Here is a 16390-nt window from a genome sequence, read left to right on the forward strand (position 1 = left end):
GATAAAAATTCAAACATAATGGAGATTGGATAAATGAAAAAGCTATTCGCATTTTTCTCATTGATCATGTTGAGCCTTACCGCTCACGCTGCGAAATTTAACGAAGGTGAACACTACAAAGTTCTCGACCTAGAAGCATCAAAAAAACCAATGGTGACAGAGTTCTTCTCTTTTTACTGCCCACACTGTAATAGCTTTGAGCCAATCATCCAGCAGCTAAAACAACAGCTACCTAAAGACGCTAAGCTACAGAAGAACCATGTTTCATTCATGGGTGGCAACATGGGTCTGCCAATGAGCAAAGCTTACGCGACAATGATTGCACTGAAAGTTGAAGATAAAATGGTGCCAGTGATGTTTAACCGCATCCACACAATGAACAAGCCACCACGTGATGAAGAAGAACTGCGTCAAATCTTCCTAGACGAAGGCGTTGATGCGAAGAAATTCGATGCTGCGTATAACGGCTTTGCTGTAGATTCTATGGTTCGTCGCTTCGACAAAGCATTCAAAGACAGCGGCCTTTCAGGTGTACCCGCTGTTGTGGTTAACAACCGCTACCTAGTAGAAGCTCAAGGTATCAACTCTCTTGATGAGTACTTCGAGCTCGTGAACTTCTTATTAAAGAAGTAAGCCATTGATGAAAGGAAGCTTCGGCTTCCTTTTTTTTTGCTAGTTCAAAAATCATTATTGATAAATAATTAACCTGGAAGTTTAAAGCTTTACTGCTATTAATAACCCGTCCTAAGAACCGGTGGGCAAGGAGCCCTTGAATGAAAATAAAAATAACTCTCTTGGCATTGAGCGTTGCGGCTTCTCCCGCTTTTGCCAAGCTTGCAGACCAACAAGGTTTCAGTGGTGAAATCTCTCTCAATACCGGGGTTACCTCTTCCACCTCGAACTTTAATACCGATGCTGATAGCAATCTTTCATCCACAGATCAGAAGGCTTCTTCGGAAAGCTCTTTTCTGGTTGCTCCTTTAGGTAGTGTTGCTTATACCTTTGGTGAAAAGCTAAACCATCAGGTATACACAGGTACCGCGCGAGATGATGTAGCAACAGGTACTGTAGTTCTCGAAGTCGGTTACAAATACCAACTTGAGTCAGACATGGTGATCGACGCTTCACTGCTGCCAACCATTATGTCTGGTGAAACTTGGGCTGATCCATACAACACCACATCAGCTCGCACCAAGACCGATGAAACTGGCAATGCGTTTCGTTTGAAGCTAAGCAACATTGCGGGCTCAGCTTTCTCGCTAGACATGGCCTATGCGACCAAAGATGTCGACAAGGATGATATTCAAGATCAAGAGCTCAAACGAGATGCCAATACTCTCTACTTGAAAGGTCAATATCGCCTGCCACTTAGTCGTACCATGATGCTTATTCCATCCGTCATCTATCAAACACGTGATGCTGATGGTAAAGCTGAATCTTACGACCAATTCGGTGGTGAGGTAAGCTTGTTTGGTGGCATGGGGCGTCACAAGTACGCACTAACAGCGGGTTACAACCAACGCTCTTACGATGCGAGCAACCCGATCTACGACAAGAAACGCAGCGACGACAATATCAACCTATTCGCCGCCTATGAGTATGATCAATTCATGGATTGGGAAAACTGGTCGTTTATTTCACTGGCAGGCTACGGCACCAGCGACTCGAACATTACCTTCTACGACGAGTCTCAATATATAGTTTCAGTTGGCTTGAACTACAAGTTCTAACCTTAGCGAGTATGAACTGCAATCCAACGAAAGCCTGCATCTAAGCAGGCTTTTTCTGCTTGCTAGACAGCTTGAGCCGTGAGTTGTTTCAGCAAGCGATCCATCGCGCGATAGCCTAGCGCTTCTGATAGATGTTTCTTTTCGATCTGCTCGTTACCGTCAAGGTCGGCAATGGTTCGTGCCACCTTAATAATTCGATGATAAGCACGAATCGATAAACCCAAGCGATGTAGTGCTGTCTCAAGAAACTCTGCATCTTCGCGTCGCAGTGGGCAATACTTCTCAATTTCTCGGCTACCTAACAGTGCATTCGATTTATGGTTGCGAGATAGCATTAACTCTCGCGCCTGCCTAACCCTTTGCTTAACTACTTGAGTGGTTTCACCGCGATCACCGCCTTCGGCCAACATTCCTTTTGGCAACAGAGGTATCTCCAATGACATATCGAACCTATCCAGCAAGGGCCCAGATAAGCGATTGAGGTAACGCAGGATGATCTGTGGGTTGGCGCGCGCCTGGTTACCTTCGTAATAACCCGTTGGACTTGGGTTAAGTGCACCGACCAATTGAAAACGCGCAGGAAAACGAGTCTTGCCCGCAGCACGGGAGATAATGATCTCGCCCGACTCTAGTGGCTCTCGTAATGAATCAAGCACCTTGCGCTCAAACTCCGGCATTTCATCTAAGAACAATAAGCCGTTATGCGCTAAAGAGATCTCTCCGGGGCGAGGCACCGAACCACCACCCACTAATGCCGCCATTGAACTGGAATGGTGAGGAGAGCGAAAAGGTCGTTGCTTCCAGTTGTATTGATTGATTTCTTGTTGCGTTAACGAGGCCACCGACGCGGTTTCCATCGCTTCGTCATCACTCATTTCAGGTAATAGGTCACGCAGTCGAGAAGCGAGCATAGTTTTTCCGGTTCCGGGTGGGCCAAGAAACAATAAGTTATGATTCCCAGCAGCGGCTATCTCTAGAGCTCGCTTTCCTTGTTGTTGGCCGATAATATCTTGTAGGTCGCGAAGCACTGAAACATCAGCCTGATGATGTTCCGTTCTATATAGCCCAAGCTGAGCCTGTCCACACATGTCAGCACAAACCTCCAACAAGGTTTGTGCAGATTTATGCGCTCCCTTGCCCACCAGCGCAGCCTGATCACCGTTATGATGTGGGACAACTAAGCATCGCTCTACACTGTCGGCGGCTAACGTCGCAGGCAAAACGCCCTTTACCGAGCGAAGTTCTCCTGACAATGCCAACTCACCGATAAATTCATGTTGAGCTATTTTTGATGTCGGAAGCTGATCTGACGCCACCAAAATCCCAAGCGCGATGGGCAGGTCAAAACGGCCACCTTCTTTGGGCAAATCGGCTGGGGCGAGATTAACCGTGATTCTTTTCGATGGAAACTCAAAGCGAGAATTGATGATCGCGCTTCTCACTCGGTCTTTAGATTCCTTGACCGTTGTTTCAGGTAGACCCACCAGCGTGAAGCCAGGCATTCCGTTGCTTATATGCACCTCAACGGTCACTTCTGGCGCCTCTACACCCACACTAGCTCGGCTATGAATTATCGCGAGTCCCATAACTTTCCTTTGTCTTTGATTTAAAAGTATTCGCTCTGGATATTCGTTGCTCACCAAAGCGATAAGGTTGTTATATAGCTTGGTGGAATGGTATTTTAATGTGAAAAAAGAATGACATTTCCCTTGTCATGCGGCAGATTTGTGTGATAACACTAGAGATGTAGACATTTACTGAAGACAATAAACGAGAAAACTCGAATATTATGATTTTTAACGCTCGCATTTACGCACTGATTAACCTGATTATCGTAGTCATTATTAAGACTGCGCGGGGGCGAGTGGGAAGAAAGTAACCACGAATTAGAAAAAACCCCCGCACTGACAAGTCCGGGGGTTTTTTCTAATTTAAACATTCGATTTTTATATTTTTGAGCATTTTCGGCTTTGCCGATTTACAGGAAGAATGGGAGCACAAGATGTGCAGAGACAAAGGAAACAGTTACCAAAATAAAGGTAATACGGGAGAATTCCGATGAAAGGCGCAGAACTAGTCGTATCCGCACTCAAGCAACAAGGAATTGAGACCGTATTTGGTTACCCCGGTGGTGCCATCATGCCAATCTACGATGCACTCTATGACGGCGGGGTTGAACATATCCTATGTCGCCATGAGCAAGGCGCCGCTATGGCCGCGATCGGCATGGCTAGAGCAACACAAGATGTCGCTGTTTGTATGGCAACCTCGGGACCAGGTGCAACCAACCTAGTCACTGGCCTTGCTGATGCCTTTATGGATTCAATCCCATTGGTTGCTATCACAGGTCAGGTTGCAAGTTCCCACATTGGTACCGATGCATTCCAAGAAATGGATGTGATTGGTATGTCTCTGTCATGTACTAAACACAGCTACCTAGTAACTGATATTGAAGAGCTAGCTCCAACCCTCGCTGAAGCGTTTGTGGTAGCAAAGTCTGGCCGCCCTGGCCCGGTTATCGTCGATATCGCTAAAGACGTTCAACTAGCAGAAGCACCTGTTAACGCTCTTCCTGAATTTACTCCACCCGCAATTCCTGTTGCGACAACTGATGCCATTGAACAGGCACAGTACTTTTTGTCTCAAGCGACCCGTCCTGTTTTATACGTAGGTGGTGGTGTTCAACTTGCTAAAGCAACCGATGCGGTTCGTGAGTTTTTACGCCTAAACCCAATGCCAGCAGTAAGCACACTGAAAGGCTTGGGCACTATCGAACGTGACGACCCACACTACCTTGGCATGCTGGGTATGCACGGCACTAAAGCCGCTAACCTTGTGGTTCAAGAGAGTGACCTGTTGATTGTTGTCGGTGCTCGTTTTGATGACCGAGTAACTGGCAAACTCGATACCTTTGCGCCGCATGCTAAGGTTATCCATATCGATATCGATGCCGCTGAGTTCAGCAAACTGCGTCTTGCCAATGCGCCAATTCGCGGTGACATCAACAAGATCATGCCTCAACTAGAGCTAAGCCAAGACATCTCCTCTTGGGTTCATCACTCTGAAGGTCTTCGTAGCTCATTCAAATGGCGTTACGACCACCCTGGTGATCTGATTTTTGCTCCACTGCTGTTGAAGCAACTGTCAGACATGATGCCAGCAAGCTCTATCGTATCGACTGATGTGGGCCAACACCAAATGTGGGCAGCTCAGCACATTCAGCCTCGCGATCCACAGAACTTCATTACCTCTGCCGGTTTAGGCACCATGGGCTTTGGCTTGCCAGCTGCAATGGGTGCTTCGGTTGGGCGTCCTGACGACCAATCTATACTTATCTCTGGTGACGGCTCGTTCATGATGAACATTCAAGAGCTTGGCACATTGAAGCGTCGTCAGATCCCAGTGAAGATGGTACTGCTTAATAACTCTCGTTTGGGCATGGTTCGCCAATGGCAATCGCTGTTCTTTGATGGCCGCCACAGTGAAACTATCTTAGATGACAACCCTGATTTCGTGATGCTCGCGAAAGCGTTCGATATCCCGGGCAAAACCATCACGCGTAAAGAAGAAGTAGAACCAGCATTGAAAGAGATGCTAGAGAGCAAAACCGCTTACCTACTTCATGTTCTTATCGATGAAGAAGAAAACGTATGGCCACTAGTACCGCCAGGTGCTTCAAACAGTGAGATGTTGGAGAACACATAACATGAAAAGATACCTATTAGACATCAAAGCCGATGATAAGCCTGTACTACTAGAGCGTGTTCTTCGTGTTATCCGCCACCGTGGCTTCATTGTTAAGCAAGTTGCGGGCACTCAAAACCACGAAAGCAAAGTGGCGAGTGTTGAGATCATCGTAGACAGTGACCGTCCGATCTCGTTCTTGGTCAATCAAATCGAAAAGCTGTGGGATGTGCGTACCGTTGACGTTATCTCGATCAGCCGTAATGAACTGCCAAACAACAACTTACAACAAAAGATAAACGCATAAGGAACCGCAAACATGACAGCTAAAACAGCAGACTATATTTGGTTTAACGGTGAGATGGTTCCTTGGGCAGAGGCGAACGTTCACGTCCTGACTCACGCAATGCACTACGGTACTTCTGTGTTTGAAGGTGTTCGTTGTTACAACACACCAAAAGGGCCGGTTATCTTCCGTCACCCTGAACATGCTAAGCGCCTAAAAGACTCAGCAAAAATCTATCGCTTCCCTATTCCTTACACTGAGGAAGAAATTATGGAAGCGACTCGCGAAACGCTACGCCAAAATAAGCTAGAGTCAGCGTACATCCGCCCTCTAGGTTTCGTAGGTAACGTTGGTTTGGGTGTCTGCCCGCCAGAAAATACTGAGATGGAACTGATCATCGCTGCTTTCCCTTGGGGGTCTTACCTAGGCGAAGAAGCACTAGAAAACGGCGTTGATGCAATGATTTCTAGCTGGAACCGTGCCGCTCCAAACACGATCCCAACCGCAGCAAAAGCCGGTGGTAACTACCTATCTTCACTATTAGTTGGTGGCGAAGCTCGCCGTCATGGTTACGATGAAGGCATCGCACTGAGTGTTGATGGTTACCTTTCTGAAGGGGCTGGTGAGAACATCTTTGTGGTACGTAACGGCGTGCTATCCACACCACCAGCGACCAGTGCGATTCTGCCGGGCATCACGCGTGATTCGATCATGACACTAGCAAAAGACATGGGTTATGAGATCCGTGAAGAGAATATTGCTCGTGAAGCGCTATACCTTGCTGATGAAGTCTTCATGACAGGCACAGCAGCGGAAATCGTTCCGGTTCGCAGCGTAGACAAAATTACAGTAGGTGAAGGCAAACGCGGCCCTATCACTGAAAAAGTTCAAGCGGCTTACTTTGGTTTATTCAATGGTACCACTGAAGATAAATGGGGCTGGTTAGATTACGTTTATCCAGAAAACCACGCTTCAGAAAGCCAAACACAATCAACTAAGTAAGCAACAGCCAAGTATTTATAAGGATTTAAGCAATGCCAATCTATCGTTCAGCAACAACTACCCACGGACGCAACATGGCTGGTGCGCGCGCTTTATGGCGTGCAACTGGCGTTAAAGATGATGACTTCGGTAAGCCAATCATCGCAGTTGTAAACTCGTTCACTCAATTCGTACCAGGCCACGTTCACCTTAAAGATATGGGTCAACTGGTTGCGGGTGAAATCGAGAAAGCGGGCGGTATCGCTAAAGAATTCAACACCATCGCAGTCGATGATGGTATCGCAATGGGCCACGGCGGCATGCTGTACTCACTGCCATCACGTGAGCTTATCGCGGATTCAGTAGAATACATGGTCAATGCACACTGTGCGGATGCGATGGTGTGTATCTCTAACTGTGACAAAATCACTCCGGGAATGATGATGGCAGCAATGCGCCTTAACATCCCAGTGATCTTTGTATCAGGCGGCCCAATGGAAGCGGGTAAAACTAAGCTTTCAGATCAAATCATCAAGCTAGACCTTGTTGACGCAATGATCCAAGGTGCCGATCCAACGATTTCTGATGAGCAAAGTGAGCAAGTAGAACGTTCTGCGTGTCCGACATGTGGTTCATGTTCAGGTATGTTCACAGCGAACTCAATGAACTGTCTAACAGAAGCGCTTGGTCTATCTCAGCCAGGTAACGGTTCTATGCTAGCAACCCACGCAGACCGTGAAGAGCTATTCATCAATGCTGGTAAGCGCATCGTTGACCTAACCAAGCGTTACTACGAGCAAGATGACGAATCAGCACTGCCTCGTAACATCGCAAACCGCGCAGCATTTGAAAACGCGATGGCACTGGATATCGCAATGGGCGGTTCTAGTAACACCGTTCTTCACCTATTGGCAGCAGCTCAAGAAGGTGAAGTCGACTTTGATATGGGTGATATCGACGAGATGTCTCGCCGCGTTCCACACCTATGTAAGGTTGCGCCTTCAACACCTAAATACCACATGGAAGACGTTCACCGCGCTGGTGGTGTTATGGCTATCCTAGGTGAACTAGACCGCGCAGGCCTACTGAACAACCAAACTCGCACTGTACTTGGCCTAAGCATGCAAGAGCAGCTAGCTCAATACGACATCATGCAGACAGAAGACGAAGCGGTACTTAAGTTCTTCCGCGCGGGCCCAGCAGGTATTCGTACCACCAAAGCCTTCTCACAAGATTGCCGTTGGGATCGTCTTGATGACGACCGTAAAGAAGGTTGTATCCGTACTAAAGAGAATGCATTCAGCCAAGAAGGTGGCCTAGCCGTACTTTCAGGCAACATCGCCATTGACGGTTGTATCGTTAAGACAGCAGGTGTTGATGAAGAGAACCTGAAATTCCAAGGTCCTGCTATCGTATTTGAAAGCCAAGACACAGCCGTAGACGGCATCTTAGCGGGTAAAGTAAAAGCAGGCGAAGTGGTTGTTATCCGTTACGAAGGTCCTAAAGGTGGTCCGGGCATGCAAGAAATGCTCTACCCAACTACCTACCTAAAATCTATGGGTCTAGGTAAGTCTTGTGCTCTTCTAACTGACGGACGTTTCTCTGGCGGTACATCCGGTTTGTCTATCGGTCACGCTTCTCCAGAAGCAGCAAGTGGCGGTGTGATTGGTCTAGTAAACACTGGCGATATCATCACTATCGACATCCCTAGCCGTTCAATCACACTTGATGTGCCTGAAGCCGAGCTAGAAGCGCGTCGTGTTAAGCAAGACGCACTAGGCTGGAAACCAGAAAACCGTCAGCGTGAAGTTTCATTCGCACTGAAAGCTTACGCAAGCATGGCAACCAGTGCCGACAAAGGCGCCGTGCGTGATAAGTCTAAGCTAGAGGGCTAGTCTATGAGTGATGACACGGTCAGTCCCCAAAAACAAACTGGCGCAGATTATCTGCGTCAGATCCTGAGAGCGCCAGTTTACGAAGCCGCAATTGTGACACCTCTGCAAGAGATGCCTCGCTTAAGTGCTCGCATTGGTAATCAGGTTCAGCTAAAGCGTGAAGACCGTCAGCCGGTCCACTCGTTCAAGCTACGTGGTGCCTACAACATGGTATCAAGCCTTTCAGAGCAACAGAAAGCCGCAGGTGTGATTGCAGCATCGGCAGGTAACCATGCTCAAGGTATGGCGCTGTCCGGTTCTAAGCTTGGTATTCAAACCACGATTGTGATGCCAAAAACCACACCAGACATCAAGGTTGATGCGGTACGTGGCTTTGGCGGTAACGTAGTTCTACACGGCAGCAACTTTGATGAAGCTAAAGCTGAAGCAGAACGCCTTTCCGCTGAACATGGCTACACCTTTGTGCCTCCATTCGATCACCCATTGGTGATCGCCGGACAGGGCACCATGGGTATGGAAATGCTTCAGCAAAATGGTCACATGGATTACATCTTTGTGCCTGTCGGTGGTGGTGGTTTGGCTGCGGGTGTTGCCGTGCTAGTTAAGCAATTGATGCCGGAAATAAAAGTCATCGCGGTTGAACCTGAAGATTCATCTTGCTTGAAAGCAGCACTGGATGCCGGTGAGCCAGTAGTACTGGATCAAGTCAGCATGTTTGCCGATGGCGTTGCGGTTAAGCGCATTGGTGAAGAGACATTCCGTCTGTGTCAGCAGTACATCGATGGTCACATTGCCGTGTCTAGCGATGAGATCTGCTCTGCGGTCAAAGACATCTTTGAAGACACTCGTGCGATTGCCGAGCCTTCTGGTGCGCTTGCTCTGGCTGGTTTGAAAAAGTTTGCAGAGCAGAACCAACTGCAAGGCAAACAACTGGCAACTGTACTTTCTGGTGCTAATACCAACTTCCATGGTCTGCGTTATGTCTCTGAACGTTGTGAACTAGGTGAGAAGCGAGAAGGTCTACTTGCGGTTACGATTCCAGAGCGACAAGGAGCATTCCTAGAGTTCTGTAATATTATTGGTGGTCGAGCGGTAACTGAGTTTAACTACCGCCACAACGACGAAAGCCTAGCGAATATCTTCGTTGGTGTACGCCTACAAGGTGGTCAAGAAGAACTCGAACACATCATCAATGACTTACGTGAGGGCGGCTACCCGGTTGTCGATCTCTCTGATGATGAGATGGCAAAACTGCACATTCGTTACATGATTGGTGGCAAACCATCAAAACCATTGAAAGAGCGCCTATACAGCTTCGAGTTTCCTGAATACCCAGGAGCCTTGATTAAGTTCCTTGATACCTTAGGTACCCACTGGAACATCAGCCTGTTCAACTATCGTAACCACGGTGCCGATTATGGTCGCGTATTGTGTGGCTTCGAACTTGGCGATGATGATTTAGCTCAGTTTTCAACACATTTACGAGAGCTTGGTTATCAGTGTAAAGATGAAACCGATAACCCTTCCTACAAGTTCTTCTTGTCTTAAGAATTAAACTATCAAACCCAAAAGAGCGAGTTTTTACTCGCTCTTTTTATTGATGCTGATTCAGCTTAAGCTTGAAAAGGATCTTCTTGTAAACAGATCATTAGATCGCCTTGCGATGATCCAACCAATCTTGGTGAAGTTGCTCACTCGATCCTAGGTACTTCACCATCCATTCGATCAGTTTATGGTTATCGTCTTTTCGCCAGACCAAACAACAATGACTCTGCGGGCTCGGTTCAGGCAGTATTTTTTCCACCAGCAAGCCTTGCTCGATAATTGGCGCGGCAATGTGCCTCGGCATATAACCCACCCCAACTCCATTCTTAAGACACTCTATGGCGCTATACCAGTTAGGTAACAATAGGCGTCTTTGATTTGAGTAATGGCCTGTGTGTCGCTTAGGGAGCACACTAGAGGTATCGTCCAAACATATTGCGGGATACTGGCTAACAAACTCTTCATTGAGGTTTTGCTCTCGCACACACGGGTGGCTTGGCGACATCACAAACGCCCAATCTAGGCGTCCCATATCTTTAACCTCAAAGTCGCCGCCGACCGGAATCGCCGAGGTCGCACCAATCACAATATCCGCTCTGCCCTGTGCAATCGCCTCCCAAGAGCCATTAAACACCTCCATGTTGATCTGAAGCTCTGCAAACTCAAAGGTTTGGTAGAACTCTTCAATCATCGGCTTCATTTTGTCGAGCTTAACCACGTTATCGAGCGTTAGGCGCAAGGTTTTCTTCCAGCCACGCGCTGCTCGGCGAGTCTGGGCACTGACCTCTTCCATCTGTCTCAGTAACGCACGTGCCTCTTCAATGAACAATTCACCTGCCGGTGTCAGCTCTACTTTTCTTGGTAAACGTCTGAAAAGTAGAACATCCAGTTCTTGCTCAACCTGCCTAACACCGTAGCTGATCGCCGATGGTACTTTGTGCAATTGTTCTGCCGCCGCAGTAAAACTGCCTAAGCGAGCTACCGTATCGAGCATTTCTAAAGAGGATTTAGAGAACATAAGCCTTCAAATTTTTTGATTGATAACCACATATTTTAGCGTTTTATTTTATCAGGTCTGAAAAATAGAATGTCAGCATAAATAAACAGGGGCTTTCACTTCTGTATATCAAACAATTTTTTTGATGATAAAAACATCATTACCTTTAGCTTAATGGCATCTTATGAATATTTCTAAATTTCAATTGGTCTACCTTGCAGTTCTTTCAATGCTTGGCTTTATTGCGACCGATATGTACCTTCCTGCATTTAAGGCAATGGAAGTTGATTTCGCAACCGGCCCAGAGCAGATTGCCCTGTCTTTAACGGTATTCCTTGGCGGTATGGCAATGGGTCAGCTTCTTTGGGGTCTGGCGAGTGACAAGTATGGTCACCGTAATACGCTGGCGGTTGGTCTTGTTATCTTTACTGCAGCTTCATTCGGCTTAGCATTCAGCACCGAGGTATGGCATCTACTGACACTGCGCTTCATTCAAGCGATCGGCGTATGTGCTCCTGCGGTAATCTGGCAAGCAATGGTTATCAAGCGTTACTCACAAAGCAGTAGCCAACAAATTTTTGCAACCATCATGCCTTTGGTTGCGCTATCTCCTGCATTAGCACCTCAGCTAGGTGTGTTACTGGCGGATAGCTTTGGCTGGCACAGCATCTTCATCACATTAACCTTGATGGGTGCACTGCTAGTGGCGACAACAATGGCTCAACCAAAAGAAGCGCCTGAAGTAAAACAGACATCGATTAAGACAGACATCAAGATGTTGCTTAAATCAAAGCCTTACATGGGTAATGTCTTAATGTTTGCTTCAGCATCTGCAGCGTTCTTCGCTTACCTAACGGGTATGCCAGAGATCATGGCTCAACTAGGTTATGAAGCAAAAGACATCGGTTTGAGCTTTATCCCACAAACAATCGCGTTCATGGCGGGTGGTTACTTCGGTAAGCAAGCAGTGAAGAAATATGGCGATGGCGTTGTACTAAGAAACCTTATCGGTTTGTTCAGTGTAGCGGCGATGCTTATCTTTATCGCATCACAGTGGGAACTGACGTCAATCTGGCCTCTACTTGCGCCTTTCTGTTTGATTGCTGTCGCAAACGGCGCACTTTACCCAATCGTAGTAAACCGTGCTCTATCAAGCGCTAAACAAAGCCCAGCAACAGCTGCTGGTCTACAAAACAGCCTGCAAATCAGTATCAGTGGCCTATCAAGTGCATTGGTCGCAGCAATGGCGAGCCAAGCACTAAGCGCGACGGGTATTGCCGTTGTGATCTGTTTGGGTGCGTTGTGGGTTGGCTATATTGTTTCGAACAAAGAGCTTTCTGAACACTTCGCGACACCTGACAACTCTCGAGTAGTCGCTGACGAGAAACAAGACTAGTTTCTAAGTTAACGAAAACAAAAAAGAGCGAGATTACTCGCTCTTTTTTTATATCTAAATTTTACTTCTACTTATTTTGCAGCAACTTCACCATCGACTACTTCTAACGCTGGCGCTTTATGGCGGCTATATTCATCATAGTTAACCACTCGGCTGCGGCCCATATCTTTCGCCATGTACAAAGCATTATCGGCCATCTTAACCAGAGACTCGGTATCAGACGCTGGCTTAGGATAAGTGGCGACACCTATCGAAACACCCAACTGACCTAATGACAGACCTTTATGCTCAAGGTGCATTGAACGCACCGTATCACATAAGGTTTGACCAAACTCCGTCGCTTCTTGCATTGAATAATGTGGAAGCAGTACCGCTAACTCCTCACCACCGAGTCGGCAAGCAATCTCGTCTTCGCTAACACTCTGTTTGAGCAGTGCGCTGATCTCTTTCAATACGAAGTCACCTGCATCATGACCAAAGTTGTCATTGAAGCGTTTGAAGTGATCCAAATCGAGCATCAATAGCGATAATGGCTGCTCGCTGGTGGGCGAATTCATTGAGTGCTCTTCCAGTTTTTGTTCGAAGAAACGACGGTTGAATAAGCCAGTCAGCGGATCGCTCAATGCTTGAGAACGCAGTTTCTCTTGCAAGCTGAGGTTGGCTAAAGCGAGCCCCAAGTGTTCAGAAACACTAAAAGCCAACTGTTCGATAATCGGATCAATCTTGATATCACCTTGACCAAAATAGAGGTGCATAATGCCAATGGTATTGCCGTGCGCCGTCAGCGGAATACACAAGGTTTGATTGTTGTCCATTTCATGCATGTGACCACAAGTAAGAGAATGAAAATCGTTATTCGATAGATGAGCACGCCCTTTGCGCAGCGACCAGCACTCTTCCGGAGCAAAGCTGACACTGCCTGGCCATGTTTCTCCCCAATCAAGCTGGGTAACCAACTGGTTACGTGAGGCACGCATCAGAGAGACACTGCCATTCACCTGACCAAGAATACGCGGCAAGATATCTGAAACGATCTGCTGCGCCTCAACCATGTTGCTGCACGCGGCCAGCATAGTCGCAAGGCGATGCATCAGCTCAATTTCATGGGTTCTTTGGCGAATCCGTTCATCTTGCTTCTTTTGCTCCTCTTCCACTCGCTGAACGATTTGGCGATTGCTCACGTAAGAGGTGCCAATCAAGAAGCTTAAACTCAGCACGACCATGCCCACCAGTATTCCCATTAATTGGAAGTTCATCTGTTTCAATTGATGCATTGGCGAGGAGATCACGACAACGAAATCTTGTCCGTTAACGCTCTCTTTCATTGAATAATAGATTCGGTCGATGGAGGTCACGGTACTAAAACGGACATCACTGCCAATACCTTGTTGAAGCGCTTGTTGGAATTCGGGGCGGTTAGCGTGGTTTTCCACTCTCGCCAATGCATGCTCAGATAAGTCCGTATCCCCTATCACTACCCCATCGGTATTGATCACTTGAATTCGAAGGCGAGTATTGGCTTGGGTTAACCCTCCAATGTAGTGATCAACATCCACGCCAGCCGTAAATAACTCACTGTCTTCACGAATTTCATAGATAACATCGGACATCAAAGAGACAAGATGATCGCGCTCATTCTCCACCACTAACTTTTCCAAGGTGACATAAAAGCCATAGAGACCTATTAACATTGAAAAAGACAAAATAATGATCGGCAATGTTTGCCATTTCTTTTCAACCAATATCACGATGTATTAACCCAACTTTACCGAACCGTAACCTGAATACTAACAAGCCTCCAACAAAATACAATTGGCAAATCTATTATTTCACTGTCAGTAAATTCTGACAAAAAAGCCAGCAACTGACGTTACTGGCTTTGATTGGAATCCAATTTTAAGTGCTGGAGGCGGAAAGGTTACTTCTTAGTCGGACGTTTCCAATCAGCGATCTTGCGCTCTTTAGCTCGGCTGATAACCAGCTCATTTTCCAACACATCACGCGTTACGGTAGAGCCAGCTCCAACGGTAGCACCATTACCAATCGTAACAGGCGCGATTAATTGGCTGTCTGAACCAACGAATACGTCGTCGCCAATGATGGTCTTAAACTTATTCGCACCATCATAATTACAAGTAATTGCACCCGCCCCTACGTTTACACGCTGACCAATTTCAGCATCGCCCAAGTACGTTAGGTGATTCGCTTTAGAACCTTCACCAAGGCGAGTGTTCTTCACTTCAACAAAGTTACCAACGTGCGAATCGTTACGCATGTCTGCACCAGGGCGTAGGCGAGTAAATGGACCAACCGTACAGTCTTCACCAACAGTCGCTCCTTCGATTACGCTGTATGGACGAATAACTGTGTTGTCATCGATCTCACAGTCTTTCAGCACGCAGCCAGTGCCGATAACCACGTTATCGCCAATGCTTACGCTGCCTTCGATGATAACGTTAGTATCAATCTCAACGTCCATACCACACTGCAGTTCACCACGCAGATCAAAGCGGCTTGGGTCGCGTAGCATTACGCCTTGCTTCAATAGTTTGTCTGCTTGCTCAGCTTGGTAAGCGCGCTCTAGACGAGCCAGTTGAGAGCGGTCGTTTACGCCTTCCACTTCAATCGGGCTTACTGGGTGTACCGCTTCAACTGCACGACCTTCGTCGTGAGCCGCAGCGATAACGTCAGTCAGGTAATATTCACCCTGTGCGTTGTCGTTGCTTAGACCTGACAACCAGCGCTTCAGATCGCCACCAGTCGCCACCATAACGCCGGTATTGATCTCTTTGATAAGCTTCTGCTCATCCGTTGCATCTTTCTGTTCAACGATAGCCACAACAGGGCCATTACGACGAATAATACGTCCGTAGCCCATCGGGTTGTCTAACACGACAGTAAGTAGCGCGATGCCACCGTTTGGTTGAGCGTCTAATAGGTTTTCAATGGTTTCAGGTGAGATTAGTGGAACATCACCGTAGAGCACCAATACTTTTTCATCATCAGCGAAATGTGCAGATGCTTGATCCACAGCGTGACCTGTGCCGAGCTGTTCAGCTTGCAGTGCCCAGTTTACAGATTCTTCAGCTAAGGTAGCCTTCATCTGATCACCACCGTGGCCGTAAACCAGGTTGATGTTTTGAGCGCCTAGACCATTACATGTATCGATAACATGCTTCACCATTGGCTTACCCGCAAGTGTGTGCAGAACCTTTGGTGTGTTTGAATACATGCGAGTGCCTTTGCCCGCCGCGAGAATTACCGCGCTAAACTTCATTGTAAACCTATCCAACGTTATTTTTATTAAGCCGATATTGTAACCGTTTTTGGGCAAAAAATTAAATCGCAATAACCAGTAGTGATACGTAAAAGAAGCATTTTTGAGAATCTAAAAATGCAAAAAGGCGACCCTTAGGTCGCCTTTATCTCAGAGTCTGTAATCTTAAAAAGATTAACGACGCTGTTTTGTCAGTTCGATAACTCGTAACTGAGCAATGGCTTTAGCCAGTTCACCGGCCGCTTGTGCGAAGTCTATGTCGCCATGCTGATTTTGGATATTCTCCACAGCCTTGCGCTTAGCTTCTTCCGCCTTTGCTGCGTCTAGCTCTTCACCACGGATAGCTGTATCAGCCAGTACAGTTGCTGTACCAGGCTGAACTTCTACCATACCACCAGAAACATAAATGATTTCTTCGTGGCCGTGCTGCTTAACAATACGCACCATGCCAGGCTTGATAGCGGTCAGCAGTGGACAGTGACCATGGAAAATACCAAGTTCACCCTCACTACCGGTCACCTGAAACGTCTCAACAAGACCAGAGAAAAGCTTTTTCTCTGCACTCACTACGTCTAGATGAAAGGTTATTGCTGCCATAT

Annotated in this window: 13 protein-coding genes; 8 read left to right on the plus strand and 5 right to left on the minus strand. The window is 47.1% G+C overall.

The window, feature by feature from the left end; genetic code table 11:
* Window positions 1-33 precede the first annotated feature (33 nt).
* Window positions 34-633: a thiol:disulfide interchange protein DsbA/DsbL gene (locus F0229_RS14020; protein ID WP_017063015.1), complete on the plus strand. Its 600-nt coding sequence runs from the start codon at window positions 34-36 to the stop codon at window positions 631-633.
* A 140-nt stretch (window positions 634-773) separates the two neighbouring features.
* On the plus strand, window positions 774-1730 hold the full coding sequence (locus tag F0229_RS14025) for a DUF2860 domain-containing protein (RefSeq protein WP_171733075.1): 957 nt from the start codon (window positions 774-776) through the stop codon (window positions 1728-1730).
* 62 nt (window positions 1731-1792) lie between these two features.
* Here the strand turns inward: F0229_RS14025 and F0229_RS14030 are convergent, their stop codons facing one another.
* Window positions 1793-3316, minus strand: coding sequence for a YifB family Mg chelatase-like AAA ATPase (locus F0229_RS14030; protein WP_017058783.1), 1524 nt, complete (start codon window positions 3314-3316; stop codon window positions 1793-1795).
* A 472-nt stretch (window positions 3317-3788) separates the two neighbouring features.
* Here F0229_RS14030 and ilvG point away from each other — a divergent pair, with 472 nt between their 5' ends.
* The 5 genes from ilvG to ilvA are packed head-to-tail and all read left to right on the plus strand — an operon-like array spanning window position 3789 to window position 10124.
* Window positions 3789-5435: an acetolactate synthase 2 catalytic subunit gene (ilvG, locus tag F0229_RS14035; protein ID WP_102321080.1), complete on the plus strand. Its 1647-nt coding sequence runs from the start codon at window positions 3789-3791 to the stop codon at window positions 5433-5435.
* Window position 5436: 1 nt separating this feature from the next.
* Window positions 5437-5721 carry an acetolactate synthase 2 small subunit gene (gene ilvM / locus F0229_RS14040; RefSeq protein ID WP_017055442.1) on the plus strand — a complete coding sequence of 95 codons (285 nt, stop codon included), beginning with the start codon at window positions 5437-5439 and terminating at the stop codon, window positions 5719-5721.
* Window positions 5722-5733: 12 nt separating this feature from the next.
* Window positions 5734-6702: a branched-chain amino acid transaminase gene (locus F0229_RS14045; protein ID WP_171733076.1), complete on the plus strand. Its 969-nt coding sequence runs from the start codon at window positions 5734-5736 to the stop codon at window positions 6700-6702.
* Window positions 6703-6734: 32 nt separating this feature from the next.
* Entirely contained in the window at window positions 6735-8576 is a 1842-nt protein-coding gene (gene ilvD / locus F0229_RS14050; RefSeq protein WP_171733077.1) for a dihydroxy-acid dehydratase, read from the plus strand.
* A 3-nt stretch (window positions 8577-8579) separates the two neighbouring features.
* Window positions 8580-10124 carry a threonine ammonia-lyase, biosynthetic gene (ilvA, locus tag F0229_RS14055; protein ID WP_171733078.1) on the plus strand — a complete coding sequence of 515 codons (1545 nt, stop codon included), beginning with the start codon at window positions 8580-8582 and terminating at the stop codon, window positions 10122-10124.
* Window positions 10125-10224: 100 nt separating this feature from the next.
* On the opposite strand, the gene punR is transcribed toward ilvA, so the two are convergent.
* Window positions 10225-11139 (minus strand): DNA-binding transcriptional activator PunR, encoded by a 915-nt coding sequence (punR, locus tag F0229_RS14060; protein ID WP_017058788.1) that lies wholly within the window; start codon window positions 11137-11139, stop codon window positions 10225-10227.
* A gap of 163 nt (window positions 11140-11302) precedes the next feature.
* Here punR and punC point away from each other — a divergent pair, with 163 nt between their 5' ends.
* Window positions 11303-12514 (plus strand): purine nucleoside transporter PunC, encoded by a 1212-nt coding sequence (gene punC, locus F0229_RS14065; RefSeq protein WP_017063021.1) that lies wholly within the window; start codon window positions 11303-11305, stop codon window positions 12512-12514.
* A 71-nt stretch (window positions 12515-12585) separates the two neighbouring features.
* On the opposite strand, the gene F0229_RS14070 is transcribed toward punC, so the two are convergent.
* From F0229_RS14070 to F0229_RS14080, 3 genes are all read right to left on the minus strand, one after another.
* Window positions 12586-14205 carry a sensor domain-containing diguanylate cyclase gene (locus tag F0229_RS14070; protein ID WP_171733079.1) on the minus strand — a complete coding sequence of 540 codons (1620 nt, stop codon included), beginning with the start codon at window positions 14203-14205 and terminating at the stop codon, window positions 12586-12588.
* Window positions 14206-14432: 227 nt separating this feature from the next.
* Window positions 14433-15791 carry a bifunctional UDP-N-acetylglucosamine diphosphorylase/glucosamine-1-phosphate N-acetyltransferase GlmU gene (gene glmU / locus F0229_RS14075; RefSeq protein WP_171733080.1) on the minus strand — a complete coding sequence of 453 codons (1359 nt, stop codon included), beginning with the start codon at window positions 15789-15791 and terminating at the stop codon, window positions 14433-14435.
* A 174-nt stretch (window positions 15792-15965) separates the two neighbouring features.
* Window positions 15966-16388 carry a F0F1 ATP synthase subunit epsilon gene (locus F0229_RS14080; protein WP_017069564.1) on the minus strand — a complete coding sequence of 141 codons (423 nt, stop codon included), beginning with the start codon at window positions 16386-16388 and terminating at the stop codon, window positions 15966-15968.
* Between the last annotated feature and the right edge of the window lie 2 nt (window positions 16389-16390).

Origin of the sequence: Vibrio sp. AIC-3, from assembly GCF_013114515.1 — a bacterium.
Classification (GTDB): domain Bacteria; phylum Pseudomonadota; class Gammaproteobacteria; order Enterobacterales; family Vibrionaceae; genus Vibrio; species Vibrio crassostreae_C.